We start from the raw sequence: 13873 nt of genomic DNA on the forward strand, positions 1-13873 counted from the left end.
TCTGCTGGTGCCTTCCGCTACCGGTACTCCTGCAGCTCGTGGTCGGCGCTCTGCTGCGCTGTGTCCTTGAGTATGTGCAGCGTCGCCTGGATGCGGTCGACGTCTCCGCGTTCGCCGGGTGGTAGCGGTGCGCCGGTGGATTCCCTCAGTCGTGTCGCCGCATGGAGCAGGTCATTCGCGCGCTGGGGTTGGCCCGTGAGCAGGTGGGCGCCGGCGAGTCCCTCCATGGCGAGAGCGACCGCTCGCGGGTCCCCGGTGCGCTGGGCTGCGGCGAGGCCCTGTGCGTGTAGGTCGAGCGCGGCTTCGGCGTCGCCGCGTTGTTCGGCGGCGAAGCCCAGCTCAGCGAGGATTAGGGCCGCACCGTTGTCCGCCTCGAACTGGCGGTTCCATGCCAGCCATGGCCGTAGCAGGGTTTCGGCCTCGGTGAACCGGCCGCGGCGGCGTGCGGACAGTGCGAGCCCGACTTCGGCGAATTCCTGGCCGGCTGTGTCGCCGTGCTCGGCGGCCAGCGCCCGTCCTCGTTCGTGCAGCTCGTCGGCGCGGATGTGGTCGCCCTCGAGCAGTGCGATGCGGCCGAGCTCGGACCAGCGCGTGGACACTTCTGGCCACAGCCCGAGTTCCTCGGCCAGCTCGGCTCCTTCGCGGTGCCAGGCCGTCGCAGCAGGGTAGTCGCCCGCGATCTCGGAGAGTCTGCCGAGCACCGCCCCGGCCTGGACCTGCCCCCATCGGTCCCCGGTCTCGTCGAACAGCGCGCGGCTCCGTCGAGCGTCCATAGTGGACTCATTCAGGTCGCCTCGGACGTGGCGTTGTACGGCGCGCACGCTGAGGGCGGCCGCGACGCCCCAGCGGTCGTCGAGGTCGGTGAACTCGGCGAGCGCCGTACCGATGAGCGTCTCGCCGACCGGCATCTCGCCGAACCTGGTCGCGGCGTAGCCGAGGAACCAGCCCGCCATCGCGTGCTCGCGGGGGTCAGTGACGGCGTCGCGTAGGTGCGGTGCGGCGTGGCTGTCCGTGGGCTCGCCGGTGAGTAGTCGGAACCCGGCGTGCCAGGCTGCGGTCACCGCCTCGCTCGCGGCTGCCGTCGCTCGCCGCGCCTCGGTGAGTCGTCCGCGCAGGAACCAGTACCAGGTCAGCGCACGCGTCAGGCGTGGCGCGAGGCGGTCATCGCCGAGAGCGTGGCGCAGGTTGCCGGTCTCGGTGTCGAGGCGGCGCAGCCAGCGCTGTTGGTCCGGGCCACACAGGTGTGAGGCAGCCTCCTCGGCAAGTGAGGTGTAGTACATGGCGTGTATGTGCCGTAGCTGGTCCCGCTCGCCCGGGTCGAGCTGCTGCTCGCAGTAGGCGGACACCGATTCCAGCAACCGATAACGAGGGCCGTCGGTGGTGTGTGCGACGACCACCAGCGAGCGGTCGACCAGGCGCGCCAGCAGGTCGAGCACCTGCGAGCCTTGTACGCCGTTGGCGGAGCACACGGTTTCGGCGGCGTCGAGCGTGCAGCCGTCGGCGACGATCGAGAGCCTGCGCAGCACCGTACGTTCAGCCGCGGTCAGCAGTTCCCAGCTCCAGTCGAGCACGGCGCGCAGCGTGCGCTGGCGCAGTGGCGCGTCCCGAGGTCCGCCGGTGAGCACCGCGAACCGGTCGCTGAGGCGGTCGGCCAGTTCGGCCGTGCCGAGGACGCGGACGCGAGCCGCCGCCAGCTCGATGGCGAGTGGTATTCCGTCGACACGGCGGCAGATCGTGGCGACGGTCTCGGCGTTGTCGGCCGACAGCCCGAATCCGGGGGAGGCCGCCGCTGCTCGCGCGGCGAAGAGCCGCACCGCCCCTGAGCGCAGCACGTCCGCCGGCGGTGTGCCCGGTGCCGGGACATCGAGCGTCGGCACTTCCCACAGGTGCTCGCCGGAGACGCCGAGCGGCTCCCGGCTTGTCGTGAGCACGCGCACGCCCGGTGCCCGCAGCAGGTGGGGCACGAGTGCGGCTACTGGCTCGACGACATGCTCGCAGTTGTCCATGACGAGCAGCAACCGCCTGTCGCGTAGCGCGTCGGCGAGCCGCTCGACGGGGGCACTCGGCCCGCCGCCGTCGCGGATGTCCAGCGCGGCGGCGGCGACGTCCGCCAGCCCGTCCACTGTGGTCTCTCGGGGCAGGCCGGCGAGCTCGACGAGGCGCATCTCGTCGACGCCGCGCGCCACATCGAGTGCGAGCCTGGTCTTGCCCACTCCACCCGGCCCCGTCAGCGTCACCAGGCGGTGAGTGCCGAGCAGGGTGCGCACGTTGGCGACGGCGCCGTCCCGGCCGATGAGTTCGGTCGCCGGCGTGGGCAGCGGGATGGGTGGCCGCGGGGTCGGTGGCGCGGGCGCATCGCCACGCAACAGTTGCTGGTGCAGCGCCGTGAGTTCGGCGCCCGGTTCAAGTCCGAGCTCGTCGCGGAGCAGCACGCGCAGCCGGCGGTAGTCGTCGAGCGCCTCGGTGGTCCGACCCGCGTGGTGCAGTGCGCGCAGGCGTGCTGCGCGGAGGCGTTCGCGCAGAGGGTGCTGTTCGACGAGCTCGCGCAGCTCACCGGCGAGCGCCGCATGGTCCCCGAGCCGCAGCCGCGCCTCAGCGTAGTCCTCCCAGACCACGAGGCGCTGCTCGTCGAGGGTGGCGGACGCCGTGGCAGCGAAGGGCTCGTCAGCGAACCCGGCGAACGCCTCGCCTCGCCACAGCCCGAGTGCCTCGGCGAGCAGCGCCGCCTGCCTGCCCGGGTCGGTCGCGCGCCGCGCGTGGCCGGCGAGCTCGGTGAACCGGCCGCTGTCCACGGCGTCGAGCGACACGTCCAGCAGGTAACCCGGCCGGCGGTGCACGACGAGACCGGTGCCGACGGCGCGACGTAGGCGCGACACGACGGTCTGCAGAGTGTTCGTGGGGTTGGCCGGGAGTACCTCGCCCCACAAGTCGTCGATCAGCCGGTCGGTGGACACGACCCGCCCAGGGGCGACCAGCAGGCGCGCCAGCAACATGCGAACCCTCGCCTCGAGAACGGTGACGGGATCACCACCCGACGTCCACACCGCGAGCGGTCCCAACACCCCGAAACGCATGCGACCACGGTAGCCGCCAGCGAACCGACGGCAGACCGACAGCCCGCCAGAGCACAGTCACCTCGTCAGCGACGAAACGGAGTGAACGATGAAGAAGGCTGTAGTCACCGGTGGCACCCACGGCATGGGACTGGCGATCGTGCGGGAACTGCTCGCGCGCGGTGCCGAGGTGGTGCTGACGGGCCGCAACGAGCGGAACCTCGAGGAGACACGCACGACGCTCAAGGGCGAGGCGGCGCACGTGGTGCGCTCCGACGCGGCCAGCATGGCCGACATCGCCGCGCTCGGCGAGCTCGTCACCGAGCGGCTCGGCAGCGTCGACTACCTCTTCGTCAACCACGGCATCGCGCAGTTCGCCGAACTGGCCGAGGTGACGGAGGAGGCGTGGGACAGGCACTTCGCGGTCAACACCAAGGGTGCGTTCTTCACTGTGCAGCGGCTCGCCCCACTGCTCAACGACGGCGGCGCGGTGGTGTTCACCACCGTCGCCAACGACGTCGTATTCCCGGGGCTCGCCGCATACTCGGCGTCGAAGGAGGCAATGCGCGCGTTCGCACACGTGCTCGCGGTGGAGCTGCTGCCCAGGAAGATTCGAGTGAACAGCGTGGCGCCTGGGTACATCAAGACCCCGTCGATGGGTGTGACCGACCTGACCGAGGAGCAGCGCAGGGAGTTCGAACGGCAGGGCGACGAGTCGACCCCGCTGCGCCGCATGGGCACCGTCGAGGAGGTCGCCGCGGCGGCGCTCTTCCTGGCCGAAACAGCGACGTTCACCACGAACGTCGAACTAGCCGTTGACGGCGGCCTCGCACAAGGGCTCGGACACTGAGATGGTCGAGGCGCTCGACAGCCCGGACCCGTCCGTCGCCGAACACGTGCGCAGGTATCTCGCGACGAACGGTGAGAGCGGCTACCGCGAGGGCGGAGTGACCAACCTCGTGCTCGCCCACCGCGGCCGCAGATCGGGAAAGCTGTACCGCACAGGTCTGTTCTACGGTGAGGACGGTGGCCGGTACGTGCTGGTGGCGTCGGGCTCAGCGATCACGCACACCCATCCGCAGTGGTACCTGAACCTGGTTGCGACCCCCGAGGTCGGCGTCCAGATCCGCGGCGAGCGTTTCGCCGCCCGGGCCCGCACCGCGGAGGGCACGGAGCGTGAGCGACTGTGGCGGCTGATGGTCGAACTTGCCCCGGTGTACCGGAACTACGAGGCATACAGCCGCCGAGTCATTCCAGTGGTGGTGTTGGAACTCGTCGCACGTGAGGCAGCGGCGTAACGGCAGGTGCTTCTCGGCGGCACGCGGACGGACCAGCCGCCGAGAAGCACTCCGGCAGTGCCGTCGACGAGGACGTGGCTCACAGGAACGTGGCAGATTCCAATGCGCGTCTCTGTGAAGCAGGATCAGCCTGCCCAGGGAGACGGGCCCGCGGCGGCTGAGTGCAGCCGACGATTGACACAACCCCGGCCGGAACGTCGAGGTCTGCTTCCACGACATGTTCGGCGTTGATGGTTAGTTGCGGCGGGCTTGTGTGGCCTGACAAGACCAATCGCCAGCCAGTTCATCGTGTGCTCCCCGCAGGCGCGGGGATGATCCGCTGGCTCCGGACGTCGCCCTCACCGTCCGCTCGTGCTCCCCGCAGGCGCGGGGATGATCCGTTCGGGTTCTTCTGGATGAGGCCGCGGTACCAGTGCTCCCCGCAGGCGCGGGGATGGATCCGGCGTCGACATCGTCGCTGACGCCTCCACGTGGTGCTCCCTGCAGGCGCGGGGATGATCCGAAGCTCTGCGACGACCGCGGCATCGGTGTCCGGTGCTCCCCGCAGGCGCGGGGATGATCCGGCGGCTGGGCTGTCCCCGCGCAGCAGATGACGTGCTCCCCGCATGTGCGGGGATGATCCGGAAGCGCCGCGCGGTTCACACACCACCGGTCTGTGCTCCCAGCATGCGCGGGGATGATCCGGAGAACCATGTACGACACCACACCAGCCACGGGTGCTCCCCGCATGCGCACGTCCGATTGTCGCGCGCCGAGAGGCCTTTGCCGGGGTGGCCGGTCACGACCGGGGTGGTGGGCCTGGCCGCGCCCGCGAATGGCTGGACCACGTCCCGGACCGCGGGCCGCACGACATCCGATGCCACGGAATCCACCGTGCCGCCGACGACACCCCACCGCCGCGGTCGCGGTTTTGTCGACTGCGGCGTCGAGCGGGACGGCACCGTGGTACCGGCGCACGTGCGTGGACAGGTGGATTGGAAACGACACGGCCGGGCGCGAACTACACGACCGTCTGCGCCTACCCAGGCTGAGTCATCACCTGCTGGGGGTGTTCTGCTCGGCGGATGCGGCGAGGGCGCATCCGCCGAGAGGAACGAAAGCCATATTGCCGCGGATAGCGCATCAGCGAGCGCGACAGGTCAGCGCAAGTACGCGTGACGTGCGCCTCCCCAGGCGTAAGCCTGACTGTATCCGCTCAGCATGGGAGGTCATGGAACCCTCAAACCGTAACGACACGGTATTGCAAGTGGCCGCCACGGCATACCTCGGACGCTGCGCGGGCGCCTCGCGGGCGCAATCGGAGCCGGACCTGCAGTCGCCCGACGCGGCTACGCGGTGATCATCACTTTTGTTGTTGCAGTCGGTAGAGTGCGCCCGCCTTCACGGCGATAATCCCGCCGATCGCGGTACCGGCTGGTGCGACGGCTTGCCAGGCCATTCCTTCCGGTGCGGGAGTCTTCGTCCTGGCGGCTGAACTTGGCAGGCCGATGAGGCCGCCGCCGATGACGACGTTGTTCTGATCGACGACGAGAACGCAGTCGGCTCGCGTGCCGCCGATGGTGGCCCAGCCGCTGAGGACCATGTCTCCCGCCAGTGAGATATCGGTTTCGCCGCGTGTGTTCCCGGGTTCGGTGCCACGGGGGAGTGGGGCCGGAGTCGAGAGGTGGGTGCCGAGTTCGGGTCCGCCGCAGCCGAGGGTGAAGGTGTCGTTGAAGGGGTAGGCGCCGAGTGAGCGCGCCGCGGGCGCGGCCGTGCGTTGGATGTGCAGTGTGTCGAGGACGGTGGGTGCGTCCACGCGCAGGGCGATGGCCGCGAGATTCAAGGGGGCGTAGTCGTGCCGGACGCGCTCTGCTTTGGCGCCGCCGATGGCGTGAGTGACCAGTGCGACGGTCACAGTGGCGATGAGCAGGTGCCGTAGTGACCATTGTGGACGGTTGATGGCCGCCAATGCCAGCAGGGCGCTGGTGGCGAGCGCGCCGATGACGACATATCGGCTGATGAGTCCGACATTGCCGCCGGGCACCTGATCGGTCGTACGACCCAGCGCCAGCATGCCCGCGAGCAAGGTGGCATGGGTGGCGAGCGCGATCCAGCCAGAGACTCGAGGACTTGCTTCTCGGGCGAAGTGAACCAGGGCGGCGATCGTGATCCCGCCCGCGATCACCGCGACGACCGCGACGTCGGCCGACCACAGTCCTCCGAGCGCGGCGGCGAGAACGGACAGCCTGCCGTCGGGGTCGAACGCCGACGTGGCCAGCGAGTGCTGACCGGACGGTTTGGTCAGAAACCACGCCGTGACAACGAGAACTCCGATCGTGCCGGGAATGAGGACCCGCAGGCGGGAGTCCTTGCGCAGCCAGGCGATCAGTGCCAGGACGAACCAGATCGGCAGCGCCGCGCCGAAACTGAGGCAGCCCAGCGCCGCAGCGACACCTGCTGCCCAGTTCAGGCCACGGTGCGCACAGGCGATCGCGAGCACGCAGAAGAACACCGCGGGGATCCAGCTGATCCCGTTGGTGCCCTGCAACCACAGCTCCGCCGCATGGGAAGTGAACAGCAACCACGAAAAGCCTGCCAGAGAAACGGATTTCTTCGTAGTGGAAAGAGAATCCGGGAGCATCGAGTACAGGCAGGCCACGATCCCGGCCGTGAGCAGCACCGTGAGGATGGTGAGGATCCGGTTGTCCCCGCCGAACCACGCCGCGTCCGCCCAGAACAACAGCGAAGGCAGGACGAAGGGCTGGTCGAGGTGATAGGTGAACACCTGACCGAACAGCAGATCGCCATTGTCGTCGGTGATTTTCGCCAGTACATGCCAGTAATCGAGCAGCACGTGCATTTTCGGAGCTCGCACGGCGGTGAAGAGAGCAAGCCCGAACGGGACGACCGCGAAAAGCCACAATGCGACCGGGCCACTTCGCCGCCACAGGCGGGCCTGCGCGGGGCGCGGAAGTTCATCCGTATCCGCGGGACGAGCGGGGGCGTACTGATTCACGAATCTCCTGCCGGGGTGAGTGAGCACGCGTTCCGGAGTTGGGCGGTCTGCCCGATTGCGTTCCGGGTGTGCTGTGAGCTGTGTCTTTACGGGACTTGGTGGCGCTTGGCAAGAGTGAGGTTCAACTCAGGAAGTGATGTAACGACTACCCGTGGTCGTGACGATGAACGGCTCGGTCGGGCGGGTCATCCCCTCGATCACGCCCCGGTCCCCGACAGGCCGAGGCGAGACTGCGTCGACGGCGTTCGCCGTCGCGATGGAGGGGGCGTTCGTGTTCCTGTTGCACCGTGAGATCGAAAGAACTCGGTGGATCAGAGCTCTGATCTTCCTGTTGATCGCGGTCCTGGTGATCGGGAGCACGGAGGCTGTCTCGGCTTCGCCGAAGGCAGCGGCGGCCGAGCGGATCGATCCGCGTGAGGTCGGCGTCCTGCCGTCCGAACCGGCCGCGCCGGTCACGCAACAGGCGCCGTCTACGGCGGATTTCGGTGCCAGGTCCCGGCTTGACGGTGGTGCGGGCAGTCATTTCGATCCGCAGCGGTCGAAGCCGGTGTCACGGTCGATGTTCGTGACCGAGTACGAGAACCCCGACGGCACCCGGTCGGTGCGGCAGTCGAACCAGCCGCTGAACGTGCAGGACGCGGCGGGGAATTGGCAGCCGGTCCAGACCACTCTGTCGACCGATCCCGCGACCAAGCGCGCCGACGCGGATCAGCATCCGCTGAGCCCGTCGCTGGCGACGAAGGCCGACGACGGTGCGGTGCTGCAGGTCGAGTCGGGTGGGCACATCGCGAGCCTCGCGATGGACAAGGCTGCTGGATCGACAGCCGCGGTGAAGGGTGATTCCGTCACGTATCCGGAGGTCGCGGCCGGGACGGATCTGGAGTACGAGGTCACGCCGGGCGCGGTCAAGGAGACCATCAAGCTCAAGCGCCTGCCCGCTGACGGCCGGTCGTCGTGGAAGTTCAAGCTCAACACCGGTGGCCTGACCCCGAAACTGGAGAACGGCACCGTCGTCCTCGCTGACCAGACCGGGGCGGCGAAGATCGTGATGCCGCCGATCGAGACCTGGGATTCCGCGGGCAACGGCGAGTCCGCGCCCGCGATGACAGGCGGCACCTACTCCCTCGAGCAGGCCGGGACGGACTGGTGGCTCACCGTCGCCGTCGACGCGAATTGGCTGCGTGACCCCAAGCGCGTCTACCCGGTCTATGTGGATCCGACCTTCACCTACGGGGTCAAGGAGTCCCATTCGTACCGTTCGGACGGCACGAATTGTGACGCGTGTGGCTTGCGGATCGGCAACAGCCAGGCCAAGGGCGACACCTACAACCGCAGTGTCTTCAACGTGGATTACACGCCGCTGTTCGGCAAGACCGTCGTCGGGGCCCGCATGGACTTGACCCGCAACACCAGCGTCGTCGGCTCGTTGAAGACCTGGAACGCGAACCTGCATCACGCGTCCGCGTTCAACTTCAACGGCGTCGGTGGCTACATGACCAGCGCCCTGGTCGGTGACGTCGGCAGCTTCGTCGGTGAAGGCTTGACCGGCTTCATCCGGGACCGCGTGAACGCCCGCGACGGCAGCGTGTTTTTCATGCTGATCGGCGCCGAGAACCCGGGAACCTGGACTTACAAGAACCTCAACGCCACCCTCACCGTCGACACCGGCAGTCCCGCCCCCGCGACCACACTTGTCGGCCCTGCGGATAACTCGGTGTCGACCACTCTGACGCCGACGTTGTCGGTGAAGCCGGTCACCGATCCCGATGGTGACGCGGTGAAGTATTGCTTCCGCATCGCGACCGGCGCGGACGGCAAGTCCGGTGTCGTGGTCGAGTCCGGCTGTCTGCCGACGCCGACGTGGACCGTTCCGGCGGGGATCCTGCAGGACGGCGTCGCCTACACCTGGCAGGCGATGACCTCGAGCGGCGGGACCACGATCACCCCGACATGGATCGGGCACCTCAAGGTCGACCAGCGCATCGGTGACCACGGCCCGTCCCCAACCGACGACGCCGGGCCGGTCACGGTCAACCTCGCCAACGGCAACGCCTCGCTATCACAGCAGACCCCGTCGTTCACCACCGTCGGCGGTAACGCCGGGCTGAACTTCACCTTCAACTCACAGCAGCAGGAGAACAAGGGCCTCAAAGCCTCCTATTTCGTCGACCTGTCGCACAACGGGTTGATCAGTGACGCTCAGCAGCCCGTGCTGACCCGCACCGAGCCGCAGGTGAACGTCGACTGGGGCACCGACTCACCGTTCGCGCCAGCGTTGCCCGCGGACTGGTTCGTCGCCCGCTGGGAGGGCTTTTTCCAGGCCCCGGTCGCCGGGACCTACCAGTTCGCCGGGGTGCACGACGACGGCGCGGTGGTGTGGATAAACGGCGCGAAGGTCTACGACGTAGGTGTTCCCAGCGACGTGAACTGGACCCAGTCCACCAACGTCACCCTGACCGCCGGTCAGCGTGTCCCGATCAAGGTCGAGAACGCCGAGGCGACGGGCGCGGCGAAGATGCGGCTGTTCGTTCGGACCAGCGACAACACCACTGTCGCCCCGCAGATCGTCCCGGCGGACTGGCTGTTCTCCAGCGATCTGCCCGCGCTGCCGCAAGGCTGGACTCTTTCGGCAGACCTCGACGGTGACGGCACCAGCTACACCGAAGCCAAGGTCACCGACCAGAACATCGTGCTCACCGACGCCACCGGCGCCAAGCACACCTGGACCAAGAAGTCCACTGGCGGATACACCCCGCCGGTGGGCGAGGACGGCGTCCTCGGCCTCGACTCTGCCGGCCGCGTCACCCTGCGCGACGGTGGTGACGTGTTCACCTTCCGCGTGGACGGCAAGCTCGACACCCAAGCCTCCGTCACGGATTCGCGCAAGCCGGCGGCGCTGCAGAACATCTACACCGGCACCCCGTCCCGGCTGACGCAGATCAAGGACCCGGTCTCCGGCCGAGTTCACACCCTGCACTACAACCGCGCCGGCGACGACTGCTACGGCGGCACCAACGCGCCAGCCGGGACTGACACGCTCGCGCCGTCGCAGATGCTCTGCCGTGTGTCCTATTGGGACGGCAGCCAGACGTTCCTGTGGTACGCCCAAGGCCGCCTCGCCCGGATCGAGGACCCGGGTTCGGAGAACAACGACTACCTCTACGACAGCGGCGGTCGAGTCACCGCCGTCCGCAGCCCGCTGGTCACCGACTGGGTCGCCGCCGACCCGGCGAGCCGCAACCTGATCGACTATTACACGACCATCGGTTACGCCGACCAGAACGGCAAAACCCAGGTCGTCAACGTCACCGAACCTGCTCCGGCACCCGGCCAGCCGCGGCCGAAAACGACCTACCGCTACGACCCGGCCAACCGCACGTCCTTTACCGACACAGCCGGCCTGAACCCGGCCACCGGGTTCGCCAGCAAGGTCACCTACGACGAGGCCGACCGCACACTGTCCACCACGGACGCCGCGGGCAAGACCTCGACGCAGGAATGGGGCGCGAAGGACCAAGCCCTGTCCACCACCGACGCGGCCGGTCGCAAGGCGACCACCGTCTACGACTACGCCGACCGCGCCACCGACTCCTACGGCCCCGCGCCGACGTCGTGCTTCAACGGCCAGCAGCCGAACGGCACGTGCGGGATGTCGCACGGACACACCGGCTACGACGAGGGCATCAACGGCCTGTCCGTCGCCTATCACGACAATGACAGCCTTTCCGGCGCCCCGAAGACCTACACCACCGGCATCGCCGGCCCCGGCGGGCAGCTGGTGAAGAACTGGAACACCGCCGCGCCCGCAGACGGCATCCCCGCGGACCACTTCTCCCTGCGCGCCACTGGTGACATCGTGTTCCCGGCCGCCGGGAACTACACCCTGCGCGTGCTGGCCGACGACGGGGTCCGCGTATGGGTGGACGACCAGATCGTCATCGACGACTGGGTCAACACCACTCCGAAGTGGCGCACCGGCGTCGTGAACAACACCACTCCGGGGGCGGCGAAGCGGATCCGGATCGACTACTACGAGTTCGATCAAACCGCCCAGCTCGAACTGCACTGGACCACCCCGTCCGGCACACAGGAACCCGTCCCCGGCGCGCAGCTCAAGCCGCGGTACGGACTGACCACCTCCACCACCGCGGCCGAGTCCGGCGGGGTGGCGGACAAGGTCGGCACCACCCGATTCGACGAGAACGGGCTCGACCCGGTCTACGGCCTCGCCACCTCCGGCCAGGGCAACCCGGGCGGGCTCAAGATCAACGGCTCGGTCAGCTATGAACAGCCGGGCAGCGGATACCTGCGCAAGACCGGCAAAACGATGGCCACTGGCGCCAAGACCGGTTACGCCTACTACGGCGACACCGAAACGCGCGCGAACCCGTGCGTTCCCGGCAGCGCCGCAGTGAACCAGGGCGGAATGGCCAAACTGATCACTTCCACCGCACCCGCCACCGGGCCCGCGCGGGTCGACGAGCAGGTCTACGACGCGACCGGCAGGGTGCTGGCCGAGTCCACCGGTAGTGGCTGGACCTGCACCACTTACGACAATCGTGACCGTCCCGTCGAGATACGTGTCCCGGCGTCGGCGACCTCGCCGGCAGTGACGGTCAAGCACGACTACGCGGTCGGCGGGGACCCGCTCACCCGCTCGGTCTCCGACGACAAAGGCACCATCACCACCACGTCCGACCTGCTCGGCCGGGTCACCACCTACACCGACGTCAACGGAGTCCGCACAGGCACCCTCTACGACCAGGCCGGACGCGTCACGTCGACCACTGTCACCCCGCCCGACACCGCCGACGCGTCGCGGACTCTCTCATTCACCTACGACGACGCCGGACGCGTGCAGACCCAGAAGCTCGACGGCACGACCCTGGCCACGGTCGGCTACGACAACGCCGGCGAACTCGCCACCGTCACCTACGCCAACGGCACCTCGCTGGCCTCGGTGAGCAAAGACAACGCCGCCCGCGCGCTGTCGCTGGGCTGGAAGACCAGTGACGACAAGGACATCGTCTCCCAGGTCGGACGCACCACGGCGGGCACGATCATCGACGAGTCCCTCGCCGGGACCGACGCCCGCCCGAACGCACCGAACTACCTCTACGACGGCGCCGGCCGACTGACCGAGGCCTACGTCACCGGCCATCACTACACCTACGACTACACCTCCACCGCGTCCGCGACCTGCCCCGTCGGCACCCAGGCGAACGCGGGCCTCAACACCAACCGGATGCGGCTGCTCGACCAAACCGCGGCCGGAACCGCGGAAACCCGCTACTGCTACGACGCCGCAGACCGGATCCTGGCCACCGAAGGTGCCACCACTCTTACCGGATTCGCCTACGACGTCGACGGCAACATCACCAGCTGGAAGTCCGCGGACGGCAGCACCACCACGCTGACCTGGGACGGTTCCAACCGCAACACCGGCGCCCGCACCATCGGCCCCACCTCCGCACTGAACGCGGACATCGCCTATACCCGCGACGCCACCGACCGCATCGTCCGCCGCGACCCGCGTGACTGCGACAACAACACCGTCGTCCGCTACGGCTTCACTGGCGACGGCGACTCCGCCGACCTGACCCTCAACGCCGAGAACCGTCTCACGTCGCTGTCGGTTACTCTTCCGGGTGGGGTTCTGTACACCAGTAAGGTCGGAAACGACGGCGCGTTCACCCCGTCGTATGACCACCCGTCGGTCCGGGGTGACCTGGTCCTGTCCACCGACGCGGTCGGGCACCAGGTCGGCGACCTGCGCTCGTATGACCCGTACGGCCAGCCACTGACCACTGCGGGTGCTGTCGATCCGCAGAACGTCCCGGACAACTCACCAGGTTCTATGGACTACGGGTGGCTGGGCCAGCACCAGCGGTCCTACGAACACACTGGGGCCCTGGCTTTGGTGCAGATGGGCGCACGCCCATACAGCCCGCTGCTCGGTCGGTTCTTGTCTGTCGACCCCGAAGAGGGCGGCTCCGCCAACGACTACGACTACGTCGCCGGCGATCCCATCAACAGTGTCGACCTTGACGGTCATGGGTTCTGGGGCTCGCTCTGGAATGGTGTCAAGGCGGTTGCCCGGGTAGTGACCCCCGTCGCTGAATGGGTTTCCTGGGTGCCGGGCCCGATCGGAACCGTCGCCGCGGGGATCGCGGCCGCGGGTAACGCGATCCAAGGCAACTGGGCCCGGGCAGCCAGCTTCGCCGCGGTCGCACTTACCCAAGGTGTCTCCCGTTACACTCGCATCGTCGGCAGTGTCGTGTCACGTTCTCGAAGGCTCGGGTTCGTGAGCAAACGGTTCGGAAACAGCAGTGCCATGCCGAACCGTGTTCGTCAGTCGATGCACAAGATACTTCCCGGCGGAAAGTGGAACAACAAGCACCGGAAGCTGCGGATCGGCTGGAGCGTCGGCAAGAACCCGAAGAACTCCACGTTCCGTATCTCGTACTCGAGGCTGCCGAAAAGGTTTCGGCACTATCACATCATGAAGGGGCCGAAGCGTTACTGAA

General features: G+C 68.1%; 5 protein-coding genes. 3 read left to right on the forward strand and 2 right to left on the reverse strand.

Annotated elements, in window-relative coordinates; translation table 11 throughout:
* Nucleotides 1-17: 17 nt before the first annotated feature.
* Nucleotides 18-3074: a BTAD domain-containing putative transcriptional regulator gene (locus AMK34_RS21610; protein WP_038516847.1), complete on the reverse strand. Its 3057-nt coding sequence runs from the start codon at nt 3072-3074 to the stop codon at nt 18-20.
* Nucleotides 3075-3162: 88 nt separating this feature from the next.
* Between AMK34_RS21610 and AMK34_RS21615 the strand changes: the two genes are divergently transcribed.
* Both AMK34_RS21615 and AMK34_RS21620 read left to right on the forward strand, forming a co-directional pair.
* Entirely contained in the window at nt 3163-3903 is a 741-nt protein-coding gene (locus AMK34_RS21615) for an SDR family NAD(P)-dependent oxidoreductase (RefSeq protein ID WP_073846571.1), read from the forward strand.
* A gap of 1 nt (nt 3904) precedes the next feature.
* The gene (locus AMK34_RS21620; RefSeq protein WP_073846572.1) at nt 3905-4351 is read left to right on the forward strand and encodes a nitroreductase family deazaflavin-dependent oxidoreductase; all 447 of its coding nucleotides are present in this window, start codon (nt 3905-3907) and stop codon (nt 4349-4351) included.
* Nucleotides 4352-5693: 1342 nt separating this feature from the next.
* On the opposite strand, the gene AMK34_RS21625 is transcribed toward AMK34_RS21620, so the two are convergent.
* A complete protein-coding gene (locus AMK34_RS21625; protein ID WP_073846573.1) occupies nt 5694-7346 on the reverse strand; it encodes a DUF2079 domain-containing protein in 1653 nt (550 codons plus the stop codon).
* A gap of 151 nt (nt 7347-7497) precedes the next feature.
* On the opposite strand from AMK34_RS21625, the gene AMK34_RS21630 reads away from it, so the two are divergent.
* A complete protein-coding gene (locus AMK34_RS21630) occupies nt 7498-13872 on the forward strand; it encodes a PA14 domain-containing protein (protein WP_241832821.1) in 6375 nt (2124 codons plus the stop codon).
* Nucleotide 13873: the final 1 nt, after the last annotated feature.

Source organism: Amycolatopsis sp. CB00013, from assembly GCF_001905755.1.
Taxonomy (GTDB): Bacteria; Actinomycetota; Actinomycetes; order Mycobacteriales; family Pseudonocardiaceae; genus Amycolatopsis; species Amycolatopsis japonica.